This is a genomic window from Croceitalea sp. MTPC6 (assembly GCF_036985525.1).
Lineage (GTDB): Bacteria > Bacteroidota > Bacteroidia > Flavobacteriales > Flavobacteriaceae > Croceitalea.
The window spans coordinates 77,602-103,750 of record NZ_BTGR01000010.1 but is presented as its reverse complement, the minus strand read 5'-3'; the positions used below and the strand labels follow the sequence as shown (position 1 = coordinate 103,750).

Here is a 26,149-nt window from a genome sequence, read left to right as displayed (position 1 = left end):
CGTGTAAAAGTAATAGCGACTTGGTTTTTTTAATTCAAGTCGCTATTCTTTTTTATTTTGTAAATTACTTTCCGAAAGTGATCGCAAAAATTTCGCTACTACTCATACACAAATACGTTGGCAAACATTTAATCCGAATATCAAACTATGAGATTAACATTCATATTTATCCTTTTTACTTGCCTTACTTTCGGTCAAGAAAAACCAATAGTTTTCTATAATGAAAGTGGAGAAAAAATAAGTAAAGAAAATTTCATAAAAACTAAAGATTATAGTAAAAATTTAGATTTATATTTTGAGAACGATACAACTCAAATAGGTTTATTGGTAACTCGAAAAAAATTTGGACAACTTGACAAAAATACTTTTGAGAATTTAAAATCATACTTAACTGAATTGACCGAAAAAAAAATTGACTCAACTCAAAATATTGTTATCAACTACTTAACTGCATATCCGAAAAAGAATGAAAATACTAACTCAAAATCAGGATGGAATGTTTTACACAGAGATTACTTAAAAAAACTGCACAAAATCGCGAATATTAATCAATTCTGGATACACTCATCCGAATGTGATAATGTTGAATATAATCATCAAAGAAGAATAAATTGGAAAGTAGACAAAGATGATTTACTAAAAAAACTCTTTTTCCCTTACGAAGTCAGATATGGAAATTTTATTCTAATTAAGCCTGACGGAAAATTTTACTATTATTTAGGAGAACATAGTAAATATCAAATTTGGGAGGATGCTAAAAAATATTTTAAATAAAAAAACGATTTGCCAACAATGGCTATAAGTAATTGCTTGTTATCGCCTACTTTGGAAATTCCTGCGGAATTTCCAACTTGGTGTGTACTTGCAAAGTTAATCGCTAAACCACGCAACTACTCATAGCCGAGACCGTTGTGTAAAATTCAGCTGAAGCTGACCTATGTTGCTATACTTTGCTATGCAAAGCCCCGCACCACAGGAAATTTTACACAACGCCCCGCTAAACCAAATTGCTTTCCCCTACAAACAACAATCAGCTTTGGCACTGCCGCCTCAAGCCGAGCACATCACACAACAATCGCTAAAAGCAATTTGGCAAGGTTCACTTGTCATTTAAAATCAAGGGAATAAATTCCCTATTTTTAAAAAACAGAACCTCACTACGTTTAGCGGGGCGTTCTCTGCAAGTAAAAGGAAAAAAATCACCAAAGAATAAATTATCCATGCTAAATATAGAATTGTCCATGTTTTAGAATACTTGAGGGAAGTAATTTTGTGAATAAATAATTAAAACAATTCAACATGTAAAATCTAAAAGTTTATTTACTTGTTTTTGGAGTTGCAATTTTTGGACTCCTTTCACTTTTTTCTTTCACAAATTGGAAACGCCGGACATAGTATACCACCCTCGCCGGGTTAAAGTGACCATAGCTGGCCGGACGAAAGTGACCCACCCCCGCCGGGCCAAAGTGACCCACCTTTAGATTAGATCTATCTGTAAAAAGTCTAAGTGCTTTTTTTGTTAAAAAGCACCATGGCGAACAAGCAGATAGACATGCGAAAAACAAAACTGATTTACAAACTGTACACCTCCGGTACGAGCAAGCGTGGGATAAGCCAACAATTGGGCATATCCCGTGTCACGGTCAGGAAGTACATCGAATTCTTCAGGCGGTACCGTTTTACCGCCTACGAAGTGGAGAAGATGACCCTAGAGGAACTCCACAACCTTTTTAAGGACGGGCAAAAGCGCAAGAGCCAACGTTTGCTGACCTTAAGGCAGTACTTTCCCTATTTTGACAAAGAGCTTCGCAAGACCGGGGTGACCAGACAATTGTTATGGGAAGAATATTATGCCAAGCACCCCGATGGCTTCAAGCTCTCACAGTTCAAGTATTGGTACGCCGAATGGCGCAAGGAGACCTCTCCGGTAATGCACATGGAGCACAAGGCCGGCGACAAGCTCTTTATAGACTTCACGGGAAAGAAACTCCATATTGTTGACAGGGACACCGGTGAACTGAAGGAACTGGAGGTGTTCGTGTGTATACTCGGTAGCAGCCAATACACTTATGTAGAGGCCTGTGCAAGCCAAAAACTGGAGGACTTCATCCGCTGCACCGAGAACGCACTATGGTTCTACGGCGGCGTACCAAAGGCCTTGGTGCCGGACAACCTTAAGTCGGCGGTTACCAAGAGCAGCCGTTACGAGCCCAAGGTCAACGAGGTGTTCGCCGACTTTGCCGAACACTACGAAACGGCAGTACTGCCCACACGTACCTATAGGCCAAGGGACAAGGCCATAGTGGAGAACGCCGTGAAGATAATCTACACCAGGGTGTTCGCCCCTTTACGGAACCAGGTCTTCCATAGCATGACCGATATCAACATCGCGATAAGGGAACTGTTGGAAAAACACAACGCAATGTCGTTCAGGGGAAGGGAATATTCCAGGTGTTCGCTTTTTATGGAGATCGAGAAGGGCGAACTGATGCCGTTACCGGCGAAACGCTATGAGGTAAAACGCTATGCCCAGGCCACCGTACACAAGAACAGCCATGTTTATTTTGGGAAGGACAAGCATTATTACAGCGTGCCCTACAGGCATATAGGCAAACAGGTCAAGCTGGTCTATACCGACAGTATCGTCGAGATCTACCATAAGCACGAAAGGTTCGCCGTACATACAAGGAACAGGAAGAAATACGGCTATACCACCTTGGCCGACCATATGCCCTCGCACCATCGTTTCATAAGCGAGTGGAGCAGTGAAAAGTTCATCGATTGGGCAAGCGATATCGGCGGACACTGTAAAGGGTACATCATTGCCATCCTGGAGAAGAAGCAACACCCGGAACAATCCTATAAGTCCTGTCTGGGCGTGCTCCACCTTGCCAAAAAGTACGGAAGGGAACGTCTTGACGGTGCCTGTAGGCGTGCCGCGGAATATGGTGCGTACAATTACAATATGGTCGAGCGCATCCTGAAAAAGGGGTGGGACCAGATCGATGAAGGTATCGACGGGGACATGGAAATGCCCGAGCACAACAACATAAGGGGAGGAAAATACTACGAATAGGAACAATACTTAAAAACAGAACATATGAACGAAAAAACAATGCAATCGATGAAAGAAATGAGGCTCTATGGAATGCACAGGGCCTTCACCACAACAATGGAAACCGGCGGTCCGTCCACCGGTTACACCAACGATGAACTGATCGCCTATCTCGTCCAGAGCGAATGGGACGACCGTCACAACCGTAGGATAGAGCGATTGACCAAGTCCGCAAGGTTCAGGTATACGGCCGTCATGGAAGCTATAGACTACCGACCGTCGCGCCAACTGGACAAGAACCTGGTCCGGCGGCTCGGTTCCTGCGGGTTCATCCAAAAAAGGGAGAACATACTTATTACCGGTAGTACCGGCGTGGGCAAAAGTTACCTGGCATCGGCCATCGGCCACCAGGCCTGTTCCATGGGGTCAAAAACGATGTACTTCAATACTGCGAAGCTCTTTACCCTGCTCAAGACATCAAAGGCAGACGGTTCCTATCCAAAACAGATAAACAAACTTGAAAAACAGGACTTGCTCATCTTGGATGACTTCGGCCTTAAACCATTGGACAACATCAATAGGCATGCACTTATGGAGATCATCGAGGACAGGCACGGCAAAAAATCCACTATAATAGCATCACAATTGCCCGTATCAAAGTGGCACGACATTATCGGGGAGAAAACACTGGCCGATGCCATCCTCGACCGTTTGGTGCATACAGCCCACAGAATAGATATAAAAGGAGAATCAATGAGAAGAAAATTGAAAAATAAAAACTAAGTTTAACCCAAGGATAGATCAAATCTGGGCAGTCCATTTGCCATGGTCAGTTTCATCCGGCGAAGGTGGGTCAGTTTACCCGGCTTATCCACACAAATCAAAATTTTAAATCAATGGAAAATTCAGAAAAATTAGGATTATTTGTAATTGTCAATGCTAAACCTGAAAAAGCAAATGATGTCAAACAATTCCTAATGGGAGCCTTACCTCTCGCCAATCAAGAATCGGGTACAAAATCTTGGTATGCTTTCCAAATTGACGAAACCACTTTTGGTATTTTTGACACCTTTGCAGATGAAGATGGACGAAATGCTCACTTAAATGGAGACATCGCAAAAGCTTTGCTGGAAAATGCGGACGACTTATTGGTAGGTTTCAAAGTAAGCGATATTAACAAGCATGAGATTATTGCTGTAAAGTAGGATTTCTCTAAACATTTATTTCATATCTGGAGTAAATTCAATTGCTCCAGATATGATTTTTAATTTTAATAGATATGGGATTTCAAAGCATCAATTCTACAATTCTTACTAAGAGTACCAATGAATTAGCGTTTAAATTAACTTCGTTTAAAAATTTAGATGTCTTTGACCATTTGGTCCGTTATAATTATTATTCCATCATATTAATCGAAAAGGGTGATTTTCAGTTAAAAATAGATTTGGACACTTACGATGTTCCTCCTGAAACAACAATCTGTCTTTCTCCCTATCAACCATTCATGATGACAAGTAACGAAGAAACTGTTGGGTATATGCTAAATTTCCATCCTGATTTTTTTTGTACTTATCGTCATCAGAATGAGATAGAGACAGAAGGGGTGCTATTCAATAATTTTTCTTCAGAACCATTTTTTTCAGTTAATAACATATCCAAACTCATTGGACATATTCACAATATGAATTCGGAGATTAAAGAAAATGGAATTGGAATCCATGAAGTGCTTATTTCATCTCTAAAAATTTTTTTAATCATTCTTGTTCGAGAAAAACGAACTTTTGATAAGACAAATAATTTATCCAAGGTAAATGAAAAACCAGCTTTGATGCAGAGTTTGGTTGATAGTATTGAAAATAATTATAAAAGTTTGCACACCGCAGGCGACTATGCGAAGATTCTTTTTGCTACACCTCAACAATTAAACAAGGTGGTAAAATCATATTGTAACATTTCCGTTTCTCAAATGATAGTAAACAGGATTATGATTGAAGCCAAAAGAGAATTATATTTAACTTCAAAAGCCGTAAAGGAAATATCTGGTGACTTAGGATATAAAGATGAATTCTATTTCAGTAGAGTGTTCAAAAAACAAGTTGGTGTCTCACCAAAATTGTATCGTGATACAGTTGGCTTTGCTAAAATGGAATAAAAGACCAGCAGAGAACAATGCATAAAACGGCAATAACTCCCATTCGGTCGTTACTGCGTTTATGCGGGACCGTTGGCATTCATTATGCTCCGTCCCGAATAAGAATCGCATAATTTAAAAATCTTGTGCTAAAATGACAAAATAACCTCTGTGCTATTTAGTTACTGACTTTTTGAATTGTTGAGGTGTCATCATTTCCATTTTTTTAAATTGCCTGTTAAAATAACTCGTGTTGTTAAACCCAGATTTAAAAGCAATTTCAGACATTCTAAAATCTTTAGATTCTTTAATAAGTTTTTTTGAAAACTTAATTTTTTCAGAATTTATATAATCAATCGGAGAAATACCTAAAGTGTCTTTAAACTGCTTATGAAAATGAGAAGTACTCATATGCGCTTTTTTAGCCAATATATCTACATTAATATCTTTATTAGTTAAGTTGTCTTTAATGTATTTAATAACTGTTCCTATTCTTGTATCATTAAAAATTTGACACGGATCATTAATTAATAAAGACTTTGCTTTGGTTTGTAGCAATCTTACAATTAATTCTTGTATCATTAAATCTAATAATACATCTTTGGATTTATTATTATTATTATTATTATTAGTAAAAGTATAGGTTAATCTTTCAATTAAATGATTTACATCTGCATTGTTTATTAAGTGAGAAGTAGTCTCGTTTAAATTCCATGTATTGTTTTCATTTTCAATAGCTACTTGCTGATTAAATTTTTCAACAACTTCATCAATTTTAAAAGCATCAATCCCTAAGGCTAAACATTGCGTAGGATTATTTTCTGTAGCTAATGGAAAATCAATAACCATTTCCTTATTGGTTGGCATAACTACGGATTCTCCAGGAAAAAAATCAAAAGCTTCAAAACCATCAATATGCATGATCTTTTTACCAGTAAGCATGCTTGCAATAATCGGAAAACCAAAAGTTAACGATACTTTTTCTGCAAAAGCATGGGTTTCATAAATATTAAGTTCTGCATAATCTGCATTGTATGTGGTTCTGTTTTCCACTAATGTGGTTAGTTTTCTGTTGTTTCTATGCTGATTTAATAAGGGTTTCATATTCAATACTACAAAAATTTAACACATAAACCTTAAAATAACAGATATGTTCAAAACAATAATAATTATGTGCAAGATAATTAGAATTTGATAAAATATATTTATCAAAACTAAAAATAATCTAAAAAATAGATTAATAAATTATCTAATCATTAATTAAACACAAAATTATATGAGTTATTCAAAACCAAAGTTTAAAGAGAAATATAGCAACTTCATAAATGGCAAGTTTGTTGCTCCATTGGATGGCCAATATTTCGATAACACATCTCCAATAGACAATAGTTTTATTGCGAAATATCCGCGATCGCAAAAGGAAGATATTGAGCTAGCACTAGATGCAGCCAATGCAGCAAAAGATGCTTGGGGGAATACTTCAGCAACAGAAAGAGCAACATTACTAAACAAAGTAGCAGATATTATAGAAGCAAATTTAGAAGAGTTTGCTCTAGTTGAAACTTGTGATAATGGTAAGCCTATTCGCGAAACTTTAAATGCAGATATTCCTTTATGTGTAGACCATTGGCGTTACTTTGCAGCGTGTATTCGTTCTGAAGAAGGTAGTGCAACAGAACTAGACCAGAACACTTTATCTATGAATATTAAAGAACCACTTGGAGTGGTTGGTCAAATAATACCATGGAACTTTCCACTTTTAATGTTGTCTTGGAAATTACCACCAGCATTGGTTACAGGTAATTGCGTAGTATTAAAACCAGCAGAACAAACACCATCTTCCGCAACTTTATTAATGGAAAAAATTGCAGATGTTTTTCCTCCAGGAGTTGTAAATATTGTTCATGGTTTTGGTCCAGAAGCAGGAAAACCTATAGCTTCAAGTCCTAAAGTAGACAAGGTAGCCTTTACAGGTGAAACTACTACAGGTCAATTAATTATGCAGTATGCCTCTAAAAACTTGAATCCAGTCACTATGGAGTTAGGAGGAAAATCACCAAATATTTTCTTTAATTCTGTAATGGATGCAGATGATGAATATTTGGATAAAGCTATTGAAGGTGCAGTATTATTTGCATTTAATCAAGGAGAAGTTTGTACCTGTCCTTCAAGAATTTTAGTACAAGAAGATATTTATGATGCATTTATGGAACGTGTTATTGAACGTACAAATGCGATCATTCAAGACAGTCCATATGATGTTAACACCATGATTGGTGCACAAGCATCTAACGATCAATACGAAAAAATACAGTCATATTTTAAAATTGGTAAAGACGAAGGTGCTAAAGTACTTACAGGTGGAGAAGCAAATAAATTGGAAGGCGATTTAGCCAATGGTTTTTACATTAAGCCTACAATTTTAGAAGGTCATAATAAAATGAGAGTCTTTCAAGAAGAAATTTTTGGACCAGTAGCTTGTGTTACTAAATTTAAAGATGAAGCAGAAGCCTTAGAGATTGCAAACGATACACTTTACGGATTAGGTGCAGGTGTTTGGACACGTGATGCGCACCAATTATACCAGATACCAAGAGCTATAAAAGCGGGTCGTGTTTGGGTAAATTGTTACCATGCTTATCCAGCACACGCACCATTTGGCGGTTATAAAAAATCAGGTTTCGGTAGAGAAAATCATGTAATGATGCTTAACTACTATCGTCAAACTAAAAACATGTTAATTTCTTACGACAAGAATAAGTTAGGGTTCTTTTAATAGAACGTTTATTAACAAAATAAAGGCTGAATTGTATTGATTCAGCCTTTTTAATATCTTTAAATTATGGAAAGAATTGCAATTACTAAAAAAGCTTCAGAAATTTTAGAACAATTAAAAGCAAAACATGGCGAATTAATTTTTCATCAAAGTGGTGGTTGTTGCGATGGCTCTGCTCCTATGGTTTTTGAAAAAGGCGATATGTATTTAGATGAAAGTGATGTGTTGTTAGGCGCACTTAATGGCGTTAATTTTTATATGAATCAAGACCAATTTGAATACTGGAAACATACTCATCTAACCGTAGATATTACAGAAGGAAGAGGCGCAAGTTTTTCTCTTGAAATACCACTTGGAGTTAGGTTTATTATTCACTCAAGACTTTTGACTAATGAAGAGAGTGAAACCTTAAATAAATAACGAAATGCCAACAATGGCTATAAGTAATTGCTTGTACTCGCTTACTTCTGAAAATCCTCGCGGATTTTCAGTTTGGTGTGTACTTGCAAAATTAATCGCTAACCCACTCAACTACTCATAGCCGTGAGCGTTGTGTAAAATTCAGCTGAAGCTGACCTATGTTGCTACACAACTTCGTTGTTCCCACAATACAGGAAATTTTACACAACGCCCCGCTTAACCAAATTGCTTAACAACCATTCTACAAACAGCTTTGGCACTGACGGCTCAAGCCGTGCACATCACACAACAATCGCTAAAAGCAATTTGGCAAGGTTCTATTTGTTATTCAAAAATTAAGGAAATAAATTTCCTATTTTTAAATCCCAGAACCTCACTACGTTTAGCGGGGCGTTAGCAAACATATTGCAAGAAAAGTCCAATCGGTTCGCAATTAGCCTGAATATCTAAAAAATAATAAGAGTTTGGTTCGGGTAAACCAGCATTTTTAAAATGGTTTCTTTAGGCTTGTTACTTTCTCAAAATTCAGTTGTTTAATTAATAAATTACCTTGCCAAAGTTCTCGCTCGGACGGACTTCACTCAGACGTAACTGTTGCGTGGACGGACTTGTCAATTTCTTGGATAAGTCTGCATAAAAACGATATACATAAATCCTTTTCTATTTGGTTTCGACGGACTTAAAAAAGAAACCATTTTAAAAGAGTTCGGGAAATCTATCAGTGATCTGCGACCAGGCAAAGGTTTGCGCTGCAACACGTTTGCTAACAATATGTATAATCTATACTGTCCGATTTTCCGTCGGAAAATCTACGTATATTTAGAATGTTATCGTACGGCGGGAAATCCTACGGATTTCAAAGCCGTACAGATCATACATTAACCGTTGCCATTAATACCCAAAAACACTCGAACTGAATGGGAAAAATTACGAATGAACAAATTCATAAAGCATTTGAAGTCGGAAAAAAGATTTACCTGAATCAAATGTCATTAAACGAAGGAACAGAATCCCTTACGAATATGGGAATGAAAAAAAGTTCTGGACTTGATTATATTTATGCCTATTCAAACCTAATCCAAGGGAAATTATTTACGCGAACTATCAACTCTTATGGAACTGAATATTATCTCGAACGGATTTATAACGAAAATGGTGTTAGTGGATTAAAAACTGCTTTACTTTCCCTTTATCAACATATAGAATATTATGAAGAAACTTCTGGTGCTTCTGTAAAAACTGGAAGAAAAATTTATCAGAAATTTTATGATTTAGTAAAAGATGATTTCGGAGAAACTGTTTTCCCGAATGAAGTTGATTCTGACCAAAAATATTCGGAAGGAAAAACAAGACAAGTAACTGTAAATAGTTACGAAAGAAATCAATTAGCGCGTCAAGAATGCATTGAACATTTTGGATTAAATTGTCAAGTTTGTGATTTTAACTTTGAGCAAAAATTTGGAGATTTAGGAAAGAATTTTATTCACGTTCATCATATTGTTGACATTTCAACAATCGGAAAAGAATATTCTGTAAATCCTAAAACTGACTTAATTCCTGTGTGTCCGAATTGTCACGCTATGTTACATAAACAAAAGCCTGCTTATTCAGTTTCGGAATTGAAAAGAATAATGGAAAATTAATAAAAAGTACTAATGGCAACACCGTGTATAGCTCATTGCGGTTGAATTCCTAATCGGAATTCATTGCAATTTGCTATCTTTCGGTTACGGCGGAAAATCATAGTTGATTTTCCGCAACGAGCCATACACAATACCGTTGTGTAAAATTCTGACCCGTCCTGAATAAAGGCTACATAATTCTTACAATTATGTACAAAAATGACAAAGTAATTAGACGGTATTCCGAATCTTTCAAACTCAAAATTTTAGACGAACTTACCACTGGAAAATTAAACAAGTATCAACTAGGTAAGGCCTACGGTATTGCTCCTACCACCATCAATGAATGGATTAAAAAGTATAATCGTAAAGACCTTATGAATACCAGAGTAACTGTGAAGACTAAAGATGAAATAACTCGTATTAAAGAGCTGCAAAAAGAGATTGAACAACTTAAAAAACTACTCTTAAAAAAGGATATGGATGCCCTTGTGGATGAATCCTATCTTGAAGTAGCTGCTGAACAGCTGGGCTATAAATCTGTTCTGGAGCTAAAAAAAAAGCTAAATATAAAGCCCTAATAAAAGCTAGGGAAAAATCTAAGGGGTTTGTTTCTTTACTTACTATTACTGCCTGCTTTGGCCTTAAACGTGATGCGTACTACAAGTACAAAAGTAGAGCTGACAAACGTTTGAAACTTGAACAAAAGGTATTGAAAATAGTCAAGCAAAAACGCAAATCCCTGCCTAGAGAAGGCGTGCGTAAACTCAAAAAATCTTTGAAAAACGAGTTTGAAAAAGCTAACCTTAAAGTAGGTAGGGATACCCTATTTAACATTCTTAGAAAATACGATATGCTAACTCTTAGAAAGAAACCTAGCTACAGAACAACAAACTCTTTGCACAGGTTTCATAAGTATAAAAACATCATAAAAGATGTGCGGGTTACTAGACCAAATCAGGTCTGGGTAAGCGACATTACATACATTAGAACAATAAAGGGATTTTGTTATCTAGCACTCATTACCGATATGTTCTCACGTAAAATCGTAGGATATGACATCAGCAACAGCCTTGAACTTAAAGGTTGCGAAAGGGCATTGAACAAAGCAATATATCAAGCTAAAAATAGCACTGGACTTATCCACCATTCCGATAGAGGTATTCAATACTGCAGCAACGTCTACACCCAAATACTCAAAAGAAATAACATTCAAATCAGCATGACTGAGGATAACCATTGCTATGAAAATGCCATTGCCGAGCGCGTAAATGGCATCCTTAAAGACGAATTTTATCTTGACCAAACCTTTGATAGCTTGGCCCACGCTAAACGAGCTACAAAAAATGCAATCAATCTCTACAATGAAGTAAGATTACATTTATCTTTAGAATACAAAACACCGAATATGGTATATAAATTAACAGCGTAAATCTATTTTTTAACCTGTAGCCATATTTCAGGACTAGACATTCAGCTGAAGCTGACCTAGGGCGTTGTGCTTCATTATAAAAATCTACTAGTTCTATTTAGGTATTCTTTTGTCTATTTAGGGACGTAAGTCCTAATTTTTTTTGATTATAAGCGAGCGAAACATAGTTTCGTGCTGCAAGCCCCAAATCCTTACCCTTAAACTTTGCGCGTGGATCCTGTTCCGATTTTATAGTGTTCGGGAAGATAAGCGTTAGGTAAAATCGGAATAGGGCGCATTCTACTTATTCATTTGTAGTTCTACTTTTTCTTTCCCAAGAATTGCCATCTTGTCCTTATTCAATTGCACAACCTGAAAACTTAAATATCCAATTACGATAGTAAGCATTATAAGTACAGACAGAAAGAGAATCAACAACCATTTGGGAACAAGCTTTGCCCGTTTTAATTTTTGATTTAACTCTTTTAATGTTTGTTTATTCTGTGATTCAATCCTTTCCTGTGCTCTAAGATGTTCTTTTAAGCGGTATTCCATATTGGAAGTGTCCGCTTTTACTTTTATCTCATTTAGGTTCTTTGATAGACACTCTAGCTTTTCAACTGATTTTTCGAACCCATTGATTTCTTCGGTCAACAGTTCCATGATTTCATCTATTTTTTTCATAATATGTGCTGTTTAAATTCCCATTCCAAGGTCAATGGCTTTTTTGATGGTTCTCTTTATCATTTGTTTCGCTAATGCTGTTGCCATATTTGTACTCAGTTCAATTGCTTTTCCAGAAAGTTTTATCGTAGGTATATTTGGTTTGGTTATTCCTTTATTCATGTTGTCCGAGATTTGAAAGATTAACCTTCCTCCAGACATGGAACGGTGCACTTCACTTCCCTTTAGGTTCTGTCCTTTATACTCAAATCGAAAGCCTTGAAGTTTATTTTGTATGTTGATACTAGGGATAACCTTGATATCCTTTTCCTTCATCAGTTTGATATAGGCATCAAGGCTTTTGGGTCTTTCTGTCTCTATGACCTTTTCATGAAGTTGTTTTATCTCGCTTCTTATCTGTTTGATATGATCAAGTCTATGGTATTGGATATCTCTTGCATTTGTAAGTCCCATTGCTTTTGCTACTTCATAGGCTTTCTGTTGGCTTCTTTTTCCAATGAAGTTGTCCTTGTATGCCCTTCCATCAAAACTTATCCTGTTCACATATAAATGGATATGTGTATGTACTTTGTCACGATGTACAAAAGCAATCGCCTGCCTTTCTTTTAAGTCCATTGCTTTTATAAACTTTTTGGTGAGTTCCTTTAATTCTTGTTTGGATAGTCTTTTGCCATCTTCAATACTTGGACTTAGTACAAAGCTTAGGGTGTTTTTTTGTGTTCTTTGATTCTGCGATTGGATGATTTTAAACTCTTCCGTTATCTCTGTTGGATTCTCCCCTGCCAAATGTTGGCTATGGATAATCTCCGCATCTTTTTCTTGGTTCCATCCATAGGAGATGGAAGCCTTGGTATGTGATATGGATTTTCCCTTAGCTATCATTTGTTGAAATTGTATAGATGGTTTCGTATTTCATTTGCCAATTGCTCTACTTCTTTGGAGAGTTTTGGATTCCTTTTCTTGAACATATTACTTATGCGTTTAAAGTTGTTCTTGTACTTGACCAACATGGCATAATGTTCTAATTGTTCTGGTGTCAATCGTTCGATGATGTTATGCCCAAAAGCCGAACTGCGGCAATATTCGGATAGGGAAAGTCCAGCCCTTTTGGCCTTGAGCTTGAGCAGCTTCTTTTCATAGATGCTACATCGGAACTGGACGTATTCCCTTTTCATTTTCCTTTTTTTCTTTTGCGACCTTCGGGAGAAAAAGCAAGATTGTCATGACAATGACACATCTTGAATTGCCTCCTCAACTTCAAATTATACTTAGTTTAAAACAGCTGCGAAAAGCTGTCTTGTTTTAACAGTTTGAAAACCTTGATTATAGATATAATGCCAGGAACTATCGTAATCATTTAAATCTTAAAAATGAAACTTCAAATAATATGTATATCTCTCCTAATTGATTTTTAATTCTGGTAAGGTTTGGAAATTTCTCTGCTTCTTTGCTTCTTTTTTGTTTCGAAAAGATTCATCAAATTTTGCATGTCCTCACCTACTTTCTTTTCCAATACCCTTGCATAAATTTGAGTCGTGGTTAGCTTAGCATGACCCAGCATTTTCGAAACCGTCTCAATAGGCACCCCATTAGATAAGGTCACCGTTGTAGCAAATGTATGTCTGGCAGAATGGAAAGTTATGTTCTTATGGATGCCACAAGCCTTGGCAATCACTTTCAAATAGCTGTTCATTTTTTGGTTACTGAAAACGGGAAGTAACTTACCTTCTGGGTGTTGCTTCATTTCTTCAGAATACTTTTCGATAATTGCCCTTGCTTTGAGTAATAATGGAATCTTTACAACCTCATCGGTCTTTGCCCTTCTAGTATGTAACCAATAGTTTCCATCCATACCCAATAACAGTTGTTCCTGCAGCAGTTCCTTGACATCTATATAAGATAATCCCGTATAACAGGAAAATAGAAATACATTCCTGACCTTTTCATATCCACTGCCTTTGAAAGTTGTTTCTTCGATTAGTTCTAATTCTCTTTCCGATAGGTAACTTCGATTGTGTTTTTGAAAATTGAGCTTGAACTGATGAAATGGGTCTTTATCCAACCATTCCAGTTTAACGGCGAGATTGGTCATTTTCATCAAACGTTCCAAATGCTTCATTGCTCCATTATTGGAACAAGTCTTTCTTGCTTTCTCTGGTCTATAGTTTAAAAGATACTGCTCAAAATCGATAATGAACCTATAGTTCAATTGTTTTAGGTAGATGTCGGGGGTCTTGAATTTATCCCTTATGAACTTGTGGAGATATCGTTCCGTTGAATAGTAATTTTTCATCGTGCCATATTTTAGCACTGAATCCATATTCATATTGTGATAGGTAACTAGTTCCTTTAAGGTCTTATGTTGGTCGTCCTGCCCAAGAAAACGAGCCTTTATAGCCTGTGCCGTAATCAACTTACCCTCTTGAAGCAATTGCTTATGTGCCTCCATAATTTGCACGTAAACCTCATCTAAATAGCTATTGAGCATTCGAGCTCTTTGGGTAGTTCCGATGACCCGTCCCTTGGAAACGTCCCAAACATTCACCGAAGTGTAACGCTTCAAACTGATTTCCGCCCGTCTTCTATCTACCGTTATTCGGGCATAAATGGTAAGTTTTTCAGGATTGTAATTAATATCCCTTGTAAAAATTAGTACTGCTAAAGTGCTGTTGTTTCGCATGATACGTGTCTTTTAAGTTAAACAAACCTTGTTTGCAAAGACGACACTAAATAGTCGTATACACTACCAAAATTATGCACAACAAACGTACCAATCCATTCACCGAACTCTACACCTTTTATTTGATATTAGATGATATCGGATGAATTCATTAAAAATGAAAAGCACTGTCAACCAGTCAGTTAACAGTGCTTTAATACCACTTAGAAAGTGGTTCGTCGGGGTGGCAGGATTCGAACCTGCGACCTCCGCGTCCCAAACGCGGCGCGATAACCGGGCTACGCTACACCCCGATGGTTATCTCTATTAAAAGAAATTGCGGAGAGAATGGGACTCGAACCCATGCGACACTTACGCGTCGACAGATTAGCAATCTGCTCCGTTACCACTCCGGCACCTCTCCTTTAACCTTTGTATTTGTATGAACTTGCGTAAAACGCGGTTGCAAATGTACATTTTTCAAACACTATAAAGCAACTATTTATTTGATTTTTTTAAGCAGAGTAAGACTGGATGAAATAAATAGAATATGTTTTATTAAATTATTAAATATCTAACCTTTCAACTACTGTTATTCCGGATATTCAACACGTAAATGATAGATATTGGTCAGTTTCTGTTTCAAGACTTTTTTTACCATCTCTATCTCTTTAAATGTAATATTTGCATTTAGGAATTGATTAGCTTGCATTTGTCCTTTTACAATTTTCTCAACAAATTCATCTAATATAGCATATGTTGGCGATTTTAAACTTTTAGATGCTGCTTCTACAGAGTCTGCCATCATAAGTATTGCAGTTTCCTTAGAAAAGGGTGTAGGTCCAGGGTATCTAAAATTATTTTCATCCACATTTTCATCGAGCTCCTTTTGCTTCTTATAAAAATAGTACACCAAAGTAGTGCCATGATGTGTTCTCAAAAAATCGATCACCCTGTCTGGTAAGTTATTTTTTCTAGCTAATTCTATTCCTTCAATCACGTGATCTATTATAATTTTAGCACTTTCTTTTGGAGGTAAATCGTTATGCGGGTTCGCATTAGTTATTTGGTTTTCCGTAAAAAAAGTTGGCTTGTTCATTTTTCCAATATCGTGATATAGTGCGCCAACCCTAACCAACATGGCATTTGCTCCAATTTCATTTGCAGCCGCTTCGGCCAAATTAGCCACTTGCAAAGAATGGTGGAAAGTTCCAGGTGCCTTATTGGCCATTTCTTTTAAAAGTTTAGAGTTTGTATCTGATAATTCCAATAGGGACACATCAGAAATCAACCCAAATATTTTCTCGTATAGATATATGAGCGGTTGAGCAAATAGGGTAAGCATTCCATTTAAAAGAAAAATACCAAAGGTTATCCATTCAATATTATCCAAATTCCCTTCATGTATAATATGAAAAGCAAAATATCCTACAATGTAAATGAAGGTAATCTGCCCTACTGATATAAAAAGATTAGCTCTCTTGTAAAGTTCGGATACCGACAAAATAGTGACTATCCCAGCAATTATTTGCAAAAAGATATATTCAAAACTATTTGGCACTACAAAACCAAGAATTAATATCGTAAGCACATGAACAAATAATCCTAACCGTGCATCAAAAAAGTTTTTTAAAATCAAGGGAAGTATACAAAGTGGTACCACATAAACATAATTCTCATCATTTTTTACAACTAACGTAGTTATAAATACCATAAGAAGAATATTAACAAAAATGAATGTGACCTTATTGTTGTTTGCAAAAATCTCAGGGCGATACTTTTTAAGAAATAAAAACAGCATAATGAGCACCAAAGCAACTAAGACTGTATATCCAAATAGAATGAAGTAGTAATTGTTTCCATTCCATAACTCAGACTCAAACTCCTGCTTTAGAGAGTTCAAAATATTAAAGTTATCTGCTTCTACAACTTCCCCTTTAGCAATAATGAGTTTGTCTTCTAATACATTCCCCCTAGTAAGGGAAATTTTTGACAACTCTTCTTCTAATGCCTTATCAGAAAGACTTCTGTCATACTTAAGGTTCGGTTTTAAAACTGCGCCAACAATTTTAGCCAATCTAGCGCGGTCATCTCCCAGATTAGGAGTGTCAAATATTCTCAGCAACTTACCTTGAAGATTCTCTGGGTTGACTACATCGTTCTTTAAAACCTTTTTAGCCCTATTTTCCCTAACCAAATAGACTTCTTTGCTTAGAACCTCCCCATCAAAAAAGCCCATATCATAAATTGAGTCAAGAGCGGAAATACCTATTCTCGAAAGGCGTGAACGTTTTTGTGATGAATAACTGTTTGAGGGGAAAACTTGATCAAAATTTGAAGAAAATGCTTCTAAGACTTTATGGTATATTTCTTCATCAAAAGTATAATAATCAGCTTTATTTGACCTGAGTTCTCTTTCCTCTAAAGCTATATCAGTATCTGTTTTTTTTATGGAAAAGTCAAAAGGCGCATATAAATTTTCATATTGCCAAGGCTTTCCTTTTTGGAAATCATATTTGAATTTACCTCCTCTAGGAAAGAAGAAGACAATTAAGGCTATTGAAATAAAATAAAGGACATACTTATAAATAAGAGATTGTTTTTTATAAAAGTCATCAAGTGTTTTGCCCATTTGTAAAACCAATAAGTCCAAAAATAAAGAAATCTAATTTCATCTATCCAATTATTGGTCAAACTGTTGCAATGCCTTTAATTTTAGTATTTTCGCAGCAACAAATTTTTATGGAATGAAGGAAGTGGTCATTGTATCTGCAGTTAGAACACCGATAGGTAGTTTTATGGGTTCATTATCAACAGTACCAGCACCAAAATTAGGTGCAATAGCTATTAAAGATGCTTTAAAAAAAGCTAGAGTAGATGCCAAAATGGTAGATGAAGTTTTAATGGGTAATGTAGTACAGGCTGGCACTGGGCAAGCACCTGCAAGACAAGCTGCGATTTATGCTGGCATCCCTGATTCTGTACCATGCACTACTATAAATAAAGTTTGTGCATCAGGCATGAAAACAGTTATGCAAGCAGCACAATCAATAGCACTGGGTGATACTGATATTGTTGTGGCTGGTGGAATGGAAAATATGAGTCTTATCCCTCATTATGTTCATATGAGAAACGGGAATAAATTTGGACCAACCACATTAATAGATGGAATGCAAAAAGACGGTTTGGTAGATGTTTATGACCAAAATGCCATGGGAGTTTGCGCCGATGCTTGCGCAGTAGAACATAATTTTAGTAGAGAGGAACAAGACAATTTTGCCATACAATCTTACAATCGTTCTGCAGAAGCTTGGAAAAATGGAAAGTTTAATAACGAAGTTGTATCCGTAGAAGTACCTCAACGAAAAGGAGAGCCTGTAGTGGTTAGTGAGGATGAAGAATATAAGAACGTGAGAATGGAAAAAATCCCTATACTAAGACCTGCTTTTTCCAAAGATGGTACCGTAACTGCAGCCAATGCATCTACAATTAATGATGGAGCAGCAGCAATGGTTCTAATGAGTGCTGATAAAGCAGCCGAGCTAGGTATAGAACCAATGGCAAAAATAAAAAGTTATGCAGATGCAGCCCAAGAACCAAAATGGTTCACTACTGCACCTGCCAAAGCATTACCAAAAGCTTTGGAGAAAGCAGGAATTAAAATACAAGATGTTGATTATTTTGAATTTAATGAAGCCTTTGCCGTTGTCGGGTTAGCCAATATGAAACTTCTTGGTCTAAACGATAAAATCGTAAACGTAAACGGTGGGGCGGTCTCACTTGGACATCCACTTGGTTGCTCAGGGGCAAGAATTATGGTTACATTGCTTAATGTGCTGGAGCAGAATAATGCCAAAATTGGGGCAGCAGCCATATGTAACGGTGGCGGTGGGGCATCTGCAATTGTAGTAGAACGCGTTTAATCTAGGCTATTTTTATGCAATATGGTATTTGCCATTTGAGCATTGTTCCAGTTAGGGTATCACCTGATGATACCTCAGAGATGCTTACACAGTTGTTGTATGGTGATCTCTTTAAGGTGAAGGATACTCGAAAATATTGGGTCCGTATCGAAATAATTTTTGATGGCCAAGAAGGCTGGATAAGTAAAAAACAGTTTCAACTTATCACAGAAACTGATTTCAAAGAATTGAACATTGAAAAAAATCAAGAGCTTTCAACTGATTTTATTTCAAACATTATTATCAGGAAAAATGTTCTTCAGCCAATTACCATAGGTTCTAGAATTGACGTTTCAAACTTTTTAGGCCATGAACATGATGGTAGTTCAAAGTATCCCATTGAAGATAAATCCAATCTGGTAAATACAGCTCTTGTTTTTTTAAATGCTCCTTATCTATGGGGTGGTAAAACCCCTTTTGGTGTGGATTGTTCTGGTTTTACCCAAATGGTGTATAAGCTTAATGGGTATAAACTATATAGAACCACTGAAAAACAAGCTACACAGGGTGAAGTACTAAGTTTTATTGAAGAAAGTGAACCTGGTGATTTAGTTTTTTTTGACAATACTGATGGGCTCATAGACCATGTTGGTATTATTTTAAAAGACAATTACATTATACATGCCCACGGATGTGTACGTATAGACCGTATAGATCATACAGGTATTTTTAATACAGAAGAAAAAATATACTCCCATAAGCTAAGGGTTATCAAAAAAATTATATAAAAAAAGCCTTGACAATGTCAAGGCTTTTTTACTTTAAAGAAAAGTGTTTACTACTCTCCCAATAATTTTTTGATGCGCATAAAATTCTCATTATCGCCAAGTGCACCGTATATGTTCTTTAGCTGAGATAAGACACCCTCGTTGTCAGGGTTCATTTTTAAAGCTTCTTCCAATATTTTGGATCCCTCTATAAATAGGTCATCCTTCTTTTGCTTAAGTTCATCATAACGTGCAGTATCCGCTCTTGAGGTTCCCAAAGTGTTCATTTCATCAATTAAACTGTTTCCTTCATTTACATATGAAGTAGAAAGGTTTAATTGCGCGTTAACATAACTTGGGTCAATTTCCAACACTTTACGATATGCAACACGGGCTTCTTCAAGGTTTCCTTGCTCCATGCTTATAACACCGATGTTGTACAGTAAGTCTGGATTATCAGGAGCCATTTCTGAAGCTTTTGCCATAAGTTCTTTAAACTTTTCCTTATCACCCATTGTATAGTATAGGTTAGCCTTGTTCAAGATAAGGTTCACATCACCTGGATTACTAGCTATCGCATCTTCATAAGCAGCCAAAGCCTCATCATTTTTACCCTGTTGTTGGTATATCAGAGCAACGTTTTTAACAATTTCTGCCTTTTTTGAAGGTGTCTTCTCTTCTTTTGGATCTTTATGGGTACCAGCTTTAACGTATAAATCCCGTGTTGCCTTATCCATTTCCTCTACCTCTCCAGATTCTATATTAACAGCTGTATATTTTACTCCACTACCATCATAACCTACTTCTTTTAGCTCATTATAATATTTTAAAGCAGTGTCATAGTCAGCACCATTTACAGCACTACTTGCAGCATAGTAAAGATAGATGGTGTCTTTTGGGCTCAATGTATAGCCCATGTACAATTTCTCCGCTCCAGCTTTAAAAGCTTTATTGTTGTTATCTTCTACTGCAGCATTGATCAAATCTGCTGTCATTTGACCCAATTTCTGTTGTGCATCAGCAGTAAACTTCTTTTTTCCAGTTGATTCTTCTACTGAAACAACTTTACGAAAAGCTTCGATAGCAGGTTTAAATTCTGAAAGGCTGGAATAAGCATTTCCTAAAACTGAGTAGTACTGCGCCTGTAGCTTTTCATCAGCAGAGCCAATGGTGGAAGATATTCCTTCTAGTGTACTTTTTGCCGTTGCAGCATCACCGCTTTTTAAAGCTTTATCAGCAGCTTTTATTTCGTTTTTCTGAGAAAATCCTACCATTGAAATCATTACGGTAAGAAGAATTAGAATCTTAGTTTTCATTTTAATGTAATTAATATTTAGTGTTTATTGTTATTCTTTTGTTTCGTTGTCTGTATTATCAAGAGCCGTGCCATCTTCCTCATTCACCTCAATATCAAGTAAATCTGTTTCTTCTACAGCATCTTCATCTTTCATTACTTTGGCTACGGCCGCAATGGAATCGCTATCCTTTAAATTAATCAGTTTTACTCCTTGCGTAGCTCTTCCCATTACTCTTAAATCTTCAACACCCATTCGGATTGCGATACCAGATTTGTTGATGATCATCAAATCATCAGAATCGGTAACGTTTTTAATTGCAACCAATCCGCCTGTTTTATCTGTAATAGAAATGGTCTTAACTCCCTTACCACCCCTATTAGTTACGCGATAATCATCAATGTTGGATCTTTTTCCATACCCATTCTCAGAAACAACAAGAATATTATCTTCAAAATTATGTACGGACACCATTCCTATGACCTCATCATTATCATCTGCCAAGGTAATCCCACGCACACCAGAAGCATTCCTGCCCATGGGCCTTGTTTTACTTTCTTCAAATCGAATTGCTTTACCAGATTTGAGCCCTAAGAAAATTTGACTTGTACCCGTAGTAAGCTTGGCTTCAAGCAACTCATCATTTTCTCGAATGGTTATCGCGTTAATTCCATTCTGTCTAGGTCTAGAATATTGCTCCAAAGAAGTTTTCTTCACCGTACCTCTTTTGGTGGCCATAATAACATAGTGACTATTAACGTAATCTTCATCTTTTAAGTCTTGGGTACAAATAAAGGCTTTAACCTTATCCTCGCTCTCGATATTGATGAGGTTTTGAATAGCCCGCCCTTTGGAAGTTCTACTTCCTTCAGGTATTTCGTATACACGCATCCAAAAACATTTACCTTTTTGCGTAAAGAACAACATATATTGATGGTTGGTTCCCACAAACAAGTGTTCTAAAAAGTCTTCGTTACGTGTAGATGATGCTTTTTGACCTACTCCTCCCCTATTCTGGGTTTTGTACTCTGTAAGTGGTGTACGTTTGATATAACCAGCATGAGAAATGGTAATTACCACTTGCTCGTCTGGTATCATATCTTCTATGCTTAAATCGCCCCCAGCAAAATTAATTTCAGAACGTCTTCCGTCTCCGTACTTATTCTTAACCTCAAGCAGCTCATCCTTGATAATCTCCATTCTTCTTTCTTTCTTATCAAGAATGTCTTTTAAGTCTTCGATGGTCTTTAAAAGGGCATCATATTCTTCTCTGAGCTTATCCTGTTCCAGACCGGTCAATTGGCGTAGACGCATCTCAACAATGGCCTTGGCTTGAACTTCCGTTAGCTTAAACTCCTCCATCAAATTATTTCGGGCTTCGTCTACATTAGAAGATGCCCTAATAATTTCAATCACCCTATCAATATTGTCCGATGCTATAATAAGCCCCTCTAATATATGGGCTCTATCCTCAGCCTTCTTGAGCTCAAACTTGGTCCTTCTTACAACAACTTCATGACGATGCTCTACGAAATAATGAATTATCTCTTTTAAGTTCAATAATCTAGGGCGACCATTTACGAGCGCAATATTATTTACACTAAAAGAAGATTGTAATGCGGTGTACTTAAAAAGTGTGTTTAGGACTATATTGGGTATGGCATCCCTTTTTAACATGTAAACGATTCGCATTCCTTTTCTATCCGATTCGTCCCGAATTGCGGAAATACCCTCAATTTTCTTATCATTGATGAGGTCAGCAGTTTTCTTTATCATATCAGCCTTATTGACCTGATATGGAATCTCTGTAACTATGATACATTCTTTTCCCTGTACCTCTTCAAAAGTAGCCTTGGCTCGCATTACAACGCGGCCCCGACCTGTGTGAAATGCCTCTTTGACACCATCGTACCCATAAATAATACCACCTGTTGGAAAATCAGGAGCCTTGATATGGGTAATCAATTCATCAATTTCAATATTACTATCATCAATATAGGCAATGGTACCATCTATTACTTCCGATAAGTTGTGGGGCGGCATATTGGTAGCCATACCAACAGCAATACCAGATGCCCCATTAACAAGAAGTTGTGGAACCCTAGTAGGTAATACAGTGGGCTCCTTAAGCGAATCATCAAAATTCAATTGATGGTCGACTGTGTCTTTATCAATATCAGCCAACATATCGTCAGCAATTTTGCGCATACGAGCTTCTGTATATCTCATAGCAGCAGGACTATCACCATCAACGGAACCAAAGTTACCTTGCCCATCCACTAGCATGTAACGCAAACTCCATTCTTGGGCCATACGCACCATACTGTCATATACCGATGTATCACCATGCGGATGGTATTTTCCTAAAACTTCACCCACAATACGAGCAGATTTTTTATGCGCACTACTTGATCTGACACCTAGCTCATACATCCCATAAAGAACTCTTCTATGCACTGGTTTTAAGCCATCCCTGACATCAGGTAAGGCACGTGACACAATGACCGACATTGAATAATCAATGTAGGCAGATTTCATTTCATCTTCAATGTTGATAGGTATCAATTTTTCTCCTTCAGCCATATTAAAATCGTCTTGATTTTTGTAATTAAAATATCAAGGCAATATACGTAAAAACGCATGTTCCAAAACAGTTAGCCAGTACTTTATTAAAAAAATTATTAACATAAGAATTCACATTAATCTTCTTAAATCAACATGTTAAAAATTTAAAAAAGCTTATTTTTTTCGTCATTTACAGCTTCTTTGTCGAATATGGGTACGGTATTTGACCATTGTTGGATTAGTTTTATTAATTTTAATTGCTGAATAAGGAAATTTATGGATGATAATTTTTCGCCAAGGGTAAAAGATGTTATTGCATTTAGCAAAGAAGAAGCTCTTAGACTTGGTCATGATTTTATAGGTACAGAACATCTGATGCTTGGTCTTTTGCGTGACGGTAATGGAAAGGCCATAAACATATTGGATGCACTGGATGTAGACTTAGAACATTTAAGAAGAAAAGTTGAAATTTTAAGCCCTGCTAACCCAAATACCAGTAACGCACAAAAAGACAAAAAAAACCTGCATTTGACAAGGCAGGCAGAACGTGCTTTAAAAACGACTTTTTTAGAGGCAAAGCTTTTTCAGAGCTCCTCAATAAATACTGCTCATTTATTGCTTTGTATTCTTAGAAATGAGAACGATCCAACAACAAAATTGCTCCATAAACTAAAAGTGGATTATGACAATGTTAAAGAGCAATTCAAATCCATGATTACTAGTGACGATGACTACCTTGATGTAACAAGGGCAGAGTCTTTCCCTGGTGATGCAGAAGACACAGGTGATTCTAAGGAAAGTACTTTTGGCTCATCAGGCAATGCCCAAAAAGGTAGTAAAAAGTCTAAAACTCCAGTTCTGGACAACTTTGGTAGGGATTTGACCAAACTTGCGGAAGAAAACAAGTTAGATCCTGTTGTTGGCCGAGAGAAAGAAATAGAGCGGGTATCACAGATTCTTAGTAGAAGGAAGAAAAACAACCCACTTTTAATAGGGGAACCTGGAGTGGGTAAAAGTGCTATTGCTGAAGGTTTGGCACTACGCATTATAAATAAAAAGGTATCGAGAATATTGTACGGAAAGCGTGTGGTTACCTTGGACTTAGCTTCTCTAGTTGCTGGAACCAAGTATAGGGGTCAGTTTGAAGAGCGCATGAAAGCCGTGATGAACGAGCTTGAAAAGAATGATGACATCATTCTTTTTATAGATGAGATTCATACCATAGTTGGTGCTGGTGGTGCTACCGGTAGTTTAGATGCTTCCAACATGTTTAAACCAGCTTTAGCTAGAGGGGAGATTCAATGTATTGGAGCAACTACATTAGACGAGTATCGTCAATATATTGAAAAAGATGGGGCACTTGAGCGTCGTTTCCAAAAGGTAATGGTAGAACCCACTACAGTGGAAGAAACCATTGAAATCCTTATGAACATTAAAGGGAAATATGAAGACCACCACAATGTAAATTATACAGATGATGCTATAAAAGCATGTGTTAACCTAACGAATAGGTACATGACCGATAGATTTTTACCAGACAAGGCTATAGATGCCCTAGATGAAGCTGGTTCTAGAGTTCACATCGTGAATATGGACGTACCAAAGCAGATTCTAGAATTGGAAAATCAGCTTGAGGAAGTTAGGGAATTAAAGAACAGCGTGGTGAAAAAGCAGAAATATGAAGAGGCTGCTAAACTGCGTGATGACGAAAAAAGAATAGAAAAGGACCTTGCAATGGCCCAAGAAACTTGGGAAGAAGAAAGCAAGTTAAATAGAGAGACTGTATCAGAAGATAATGTTGCCGATGTTGTTTCTATGATGAGCGGAATTCCTGTAAATAGAATTGCGCAGACCGAGAGCAACAAACTGGCTGAACTTCCGCAGTTGATTAAAGATTATGTGATTGGGCAAGATGAGGCTGTTGTAAAAGTGGCAAAAGCCATACAACGTAATAGGGCTGGGCTTAAAGACCCCAATAAACCTATTGGTTCGTTTATCTTCCTAGGTCAGACCGGAGTTGGCAAAACACAATTGGCAAAAGTTTTAGCAAAAGAGTTATTTGATTCTGAAGATGCACTCATTCGAATAGATATGAGTGAGTATATGGAAAAATTTGCTATTTCAAGACTAGTTGGTGCGCCTCCAGGATATGTAGGTTATGAAGAAGGTGGTCAACTAACCGAAAAAGTAAGGAGAAAACCTTATTCTGTCATTCTTTTGGACGAGGTTGAAAAGGCGCATCCAGATGTTTTCAATATGCTTTTACAAGTATTAGATGATGGGTACTTAACAGACAGTCTAGGTAGAAAAATCGATTTTAGAAATTCTATCATAATAATGACATCCAATATTGGTGCCAGACAGTTGAAAGACTTTGGGCAAGGTGTTGGTTTTGGAACTGCATCTAAAAAAGCCCAAGCGGACAGCCACCAAAAGAGCGTTATTGAAAATGCATTGAAAAAAGCATTTGCTCCTGAGTTTTTAAACCGTATTGATGATGTTATAGTATTTAATCCTCTTGAACGTGAGGATATTCATAAGATCATTGATATTGAATTGGATAAGTTGTTCAAGCGTATCAAAGACATTGGATACGATTTAAACCTTTCTGAAAAGGCAAAAGATTATATTGCAGACAAAGGTTTTGATAAGCAATATGGCGCTCGACCCTTAAAAAGAGCCATTCAAAAATATATTGAAGATTCTTTAGCTGAAGAAATTGTAAACTCTAATTTGAATGAGGGTGATAGTATCTTCATGGATCTAGATGAGAAAAAGGAAGAGCTTACCATAAAAATAAAGAAGCAAGAAAAATCTTCGAAAGCCTAACAGAGATTATTTTATCTCATGATAGAAAAGAGC

Annotated in this window: 21 protein-coding genes and 2 tRNA genes; 13 read left to right on the top strand and 10 right to left on the bottom strand. The window is 36.7% G+C overall.

Going from position 1 to position 26,149, the window contains the following annotated elements; all coding sequences use genetic code 11:
- The first annotated feature begins 147 nt into the window (after positions 1–147).
- From AACP56_RS16085 to AACP56_RS16065, 5 genes are all read left to right on the top strand, one after another.
- A complete protein-coding gene (locus AACP56_RS16085; RefSeq protein WP_339335278.1) occupies positions 148–774 on the top strand; it encodes a hypothetical protein in 627 nt (208 codons plus the stop codon).
- A 757-nt stretch (positions 775–1,531) separates the two neighbouring features.
- Complete coding sequence (istA, locus tag AACP56_RS16080) at positions 1,532–3,076, top strand: IS21 family transposase (protein ID WP_116186017.1); 1,545 nt, start codon at positions 1,532–1,534, stop codon at positions 3,074–3,076.
- 24 nt (positions 3,077–3,100) lie between these two features.
- Positions 3,101–3,838, top strand: a complete 738-nt coding sequence (gene istB / locus AACP56_RS16075) for an IS21-like element helper ATPase IstB (RefSeq protein WP_116186018.1) — start codon at positions 3,101–3,103, stop codon at positions 3,836–3,838.
- Between the two features lie 113 nt (positions 3,839–3,951).
- On the top strand, positions 3,952–4,260 hold the full coding sequence (locus AACP56_RS16070) for a putative quinol monooxygenase (RefSeq protein ID WP_339335280.1): 309 nt from the start codon (positions 3,952–3,954) through the stop codon (positions 4,258–4,260).
- Between the two features lie 74 nt (positions 4,261–4,334).
- Positions 4,335–5,207: a helix-turn-helix domain-containing protein gene (locus AACP56_RS16065; RefSeq protein ID WP_339335282.1), complete on the top strand. Its 873-nt coding sequence runs from the start codon at positions 4,335–4,337 to the stop codon at positions 5,205–5,207.
- A gap of 153 nt (positions 5,208–5,360) precedes the next feature.
- Here the strand turns inward: AACP56_RS16065 and AACP56_RS16060 are convergent, their stop codons facing one another.
- The gene (locus AACP56_RS16060; RefSeq protein WP_339335284.1) at positions 5,361–6,290 is read right to left on the bottom strand and encodes an AraC family transcriptional regulator; all 930 of its coding nucleotides are present in this window, start codon (positions 6,288–6,290) and stop codon (positions 5,361–5,363) included.
- 172 nt (positions 6,291–6,462) lie between these two features.
- On the opposite strand from AACP56_RS16060, the gene AACP56_RS16055 reads away from it, so the two are divergent.
- From AACP56_RS16055 to AACP56_RS16035, 5 genes are all read left to right on the top strand, one after another.
- Complete coding sequence (locus tag AACP56_RS16055; RefSeq protein WP_339335286.1) at positions 6,463–7,962, top strand: aldehyde dehydrogenase family protein; 1,500 nt, start codon at positions 6,463–6,465, stop codon at positions 7,960–7,962.
- A gap of 66 nt (positions 7,963–8,028) precedes the next feature.
- The gene (locus tag AACP56_RS16050; protein WP_339335288.1) at positions 8,029–8,382 is read left to right on the top strand and encodes a DUF779 domain-containing protein; all 354 of its coding nucleotides are present in this window, start codon (positions 8,029–8,031) and stop codon (positions 8,380–8,382) included.
- A 917-nt stretch (positions 8,383–9,299) separates the two neighbouring features.
- Positions 9,300–10,025 carry an HNH endonuclease gene (locus tag AACP56_RS16045; RefSeq protein ID WP_339335290.1) on the top strand — a complete coding sequence of 242 codons (726 nt, stop codon included), beginning with the start codon at positions 9,300–9,302 and terminating at the stop codon, positions 10,023–10,025.
- A 188-nt stretch (positions 10,026–10,213) separates the two neighbouring features.
- Positions 10,214–10,585 carry a transposase gene (locus AACP56_RS16040; RefSeq protein WP_339335292.1) on the top strand — a complete coding sequence of 124 codons (372 nt, stop codon included), beginning with the start codon at positions 10,214–10,216 and terminating at the stop codon, positions 10,583–10,585.
- Positions 10,543–11,436: an IS3 family transposase gene (locus AACP56_RS16035; RefSeq protein WP_339339997.1), complete on the top strand. Its 894-nt coding sequence runs from the start codon at positions 10,543–10,545 to the stop codon at positions 11,434–11,436. Before AACP56_RS16040 ends, AACP56_RS16035 begins: the two co-directional genes overlap by 43 nt.
- A 279-nt stretch (positions 11,437–11,715) precedes the next feature.
- Here AACP56_RS16035 and AACP56_RS16030 read toward each other — a convergent pair whose 3' ends face one another.
- The 7 genes from AACP56_RS16030 to AACP56_RS16000 form a co-directional block, all read right to left on the bottom strand.
- Positions 11,716–12,099, bottom strand: a complete 384-nt coding sequence (locus AACP56_RS16030) for a DUF6730 family protein (RefSeq protein WP_339335294.1) — start codon at positions 12,097–12,099, stop codon at positions 11,716–11,718.
- Between the two features lie 12 nt (positions 12,100–12,111).
- Positions 12,112–12,981 carry a relaxase/mobilization nuclease domain-containing protein gene (locus tag AACP56_RS16025; protein WP_339335296.1) on the bottom strand — a complete coding sequence of 290 codons (870 nt, stop codon included), beginning with the start codon at positions 12,979–12,981 and terminating at the stop codon, positions 12,112–12,114.
- Positions 12,978–13,274, bottom strand: coding sequence for a mobilization protein MbpA (mbpA, locus tag AACP56_RS16020; protein ID WP_339335298.1), 297 nt, complete (start codon positions 13,272–13,274; stop codon positions 12,978–12,980). Before mbpA ends, AACP56_RS16025 begins: the two co-directional genes overlap by 4 nt.
- A 236-nt stretch (positions 13,275–13,510) precedes the next feature.
- Positions 13,511–14,779, bottom strand: a complete 1,269-nt coding sequence (locus AACP56_RS16015; protein WP_339335300.1) for a site-specific integrase — start codon at positions 14,777–14,779, stop codon at positions 13,511–13,513.
- Between the two features lie 218 nt (positions 14,780–14,997).
- Positions 14,998–15,072: transfer RNA gene (locus AACP56_RS16010), tRNA-Pro, on the bottom strand.
- A gap of 26 nt (positions 15,073–15,098) precedes the next feature.
- Positions 15,099–15,182 (bottom strand) — tRNA-Ser (locus AACP56_RS16005).
- Between the two features lie 168 nt (positions 15,183–15,350).
- Positions 15,351–17,390, bottom strand: a complete 2,040-nt coding sequence (locus tag AACP56_RS16000; RefSeq protein WP_339335302.1) for an HD family phosphohydrolase — start codon at positions 17,388–17,390, stop codon at positions 15,351–15,353.
- A gap of 115 nt (positions 17,391–17,505) precedes the next feature.
- On the opposite strand from AACP56_RS16000, the gene AACP56_RS15995 reads away from it, so the two are divergent.
- Together AACP56_RS15995 and AACP56_RS15990 are read left to right on the top strand one after the other, a co-directional pair.
- Positions 17,506–18,681, top strand: a complete 1,176-nt coding sequence (locus tag AACP56_RS15995; protein ID WP_339335304.1) for an acetyl-CoA C-acyltransferase — start codon at positions 17,506–17,508, stop codon at positions 18,679–18,681.
- A 14-nt stretch (positions 18,682–18,695) separates the two neighbouring features.
- Positions 18,696–19,448: a C40 family peptidase gene (locus AACP56_RS15990; RefSeq protein WP_339335306.1), complete on the top strand. Its 753-nt coding sequence runs from the start codon at positions 18,696–18,698 to the stop codon at positions 19,446–19,448.
- Between the two features lie 50 nt (positions 19,449–19,498).
- On the opposite strand, the gene AACP56_RS15985 is transcribed toward AACP56_RS15990, so the two are convergent.
- The gene (locus tag AACP56_RS15985; RefSeq protein ID WP_339335308.1) at positions 19,499–20,743 is read right to left on the bottom strand and encodes a tetratricopeptide repeat protein; all 1,245 of its coding nucleotides are present in this window, start codon (positions 20,741–20,743) and stop codon (positions 19,499–19,501) included.
- A gap of 30 nt (positions 20,744–20,773) precedes the next feature.
- Positions 20,774–23,305, bottom strand: a complete 2,532-nt coding sequence (gene gyrA, locus AACP56_RS15980) for a DNA gyrase subunit A (RefSeq protein ID WP_339335310.1) — start codon at positions 23,303–23,305, stop codon at positions 20,774–20,776.
- A gap of 258 nt (positions 23,306–23,563) precedes the next feature.
- On the opposite strand from gyrA, the gene AACP56_RS15975 reads away from it, so the two are divergent.
- Entirely contained in the window at positions 23,564–26,116 is a 2,553-nt protein-coding gene (locus AACP56_RS15975; RefSeq protein ID WP_339335312.1) for an ATP-dependent Clp protease ATP-binding subunit, read from the top strand.
- The last annotated feature ends 33 nt before the right edge of the window (positions 26,117–26,149 follow it).

What these genes read in the sequence shown, in the direction of transcription:
- AACP56_RS16085 (WP_339335278.1), top strand. Translation starts at nt 148, where the DNA reads ATGAGATTAACATTCATATTTATCCTTTTTACTTGCCTTACTTTCGGT.
- AACP56_RS15995 (WP_339335304.1), top strand. Translation starts at nt 17,506, where the DNA reads ATGAAGGAAGTGGTCATTGTATCTGCAGTTAGAACACCGATAGGTAGT.
- AACP56_RS16040 (WP_339335292.1), top strand. Translation starts at nt 10,214, where the DNA reads ATGTACAAAAATGACAAAGTAATTAGACGGTATTCCGAATCTTTCAAA.
- mbpA (WP_339335298.1), bottom strand. Translation starts at nt 13,274, where the DNA reads ATGAAAAGGGAATACGTCCAGTTCCGATGTAGCATCTATGAAAAGAAG.
- AACP56_RS15975 (WP_339335312.1), top strand. Translation starts at nt 23,564, where the DNA reads ATGGATGATAATTTTTCGCCAAGGGTAAAAGATGTTATTGCATTTAGC.
- AACP56_RS16070 (WP_339335280.1), top strand. Translation starts at nt 3,952, where the DNA reads ATGGAAAATTCAGAAAAATTAGGATTATTTGTAATTGTCAATGCTAAA.
- AACP56_RS16050 (WP_339335288.1), top strand. Translation starts at nt 8,029, where the DNA reads ATGGAAAGAATTGCAATTACTAAAAAAGCTTCAGAAATTTTAGAACAA.
- AACP56_RS15990 (WP_339335306.1), top strand. Translation starts at nt 18,696, where the DNA reads ATGCAATATGGTATTTGCCATTTGAGCATTGTTCCAGTTAGGGTATCA.
- AACP56_RS16060 (WP_339335284.1), bottom strand. Translation starts at nt 6,290, where the DNA reads ATGAAACCCTTATTAAATCAGCATAGAAACAACAGAAAACTAACCACA.
- istB (WP_116186018.1), top strand. Translation starts at nt 3,101, where the DNA reads ATGAACGAAAAAACAATGCAATCGATGAAAGAAATGAGGCTCTATGGA.
- AACP56_RS16000 (WP_339335302.1), bottom strand. Translation starts at nt 17,390, where the DNA reads ATGGGCAAAACACTTGATGACTTTTATAAAAAACAATCTCTTATTTAT.
- AACP56_RS16045 (WP_339335290.1), top strand. Translation starts at nt 9,300, where the DNA reads ATGGGAAAAATTACGAATGAACAAATTCATAAAGCATTTGAAGTCGGA.
- gyrA (WP_339335310.1), bottom strand. Translation starts at nt 23,305, where the DNA reads ATGGCTGAAGGAGAAAAATTGATACCTATCAACATTGAAGATGAAATG.
- AACP56_RS15985 (WP_339335308.1), bottom strand. Translation starts at nt 20,743, where the DNA reads ATGAAAACTAAGATTCTAATTCTTCTTACCGTAATGATTTCAATGGTA.
- istA (WP_116186017.1), top strand. Translation starts at nt 1,532, where the DNA reads ATGGCGAACAAGCAGATAGACATGCGAAAAACAAAACTGATTTACAAA.
- AACP56_RS16055 (WP_339335286.1), top strand. Translation starts at nt 6,463, where the DNA reads ATGAGTTATTCAAAACCAAAGTTTAAAGAGAAATATAGCAACTTCATA.
- AACP56_RS16030 (WP_339335294.1), bottom strand. Translation starts at nt 12,099, where the DNA reads ATGAAAAAAATAGATGAAATCATGGAACTGTTGACCGAAGAAATCAAT.
- AACP56_RS16015 (WP_339335300.1), bottom strand. Translation starts at nt 14,779, where the DNA reads ATGCGAAACAACAGCACTTTAGCAGTACTAATTTTTACAAGGGATATT.
- AACP56_RS16025 (WP_339335296.1), bottom strand. Translation starts at nt 12,981, where the DNA reads ATGATAGCTAAGGGAAAATCCATATCACATACCAAGGCTTCCATCTCC.
- AACP56_RS16065 (WP_339335282.1), top strand. Translation starts at nt 4,335, where the DNA reads ATGGGATTTCAAAGCATCAATTCTACAATTCTTACTAAGAGTACCAAT.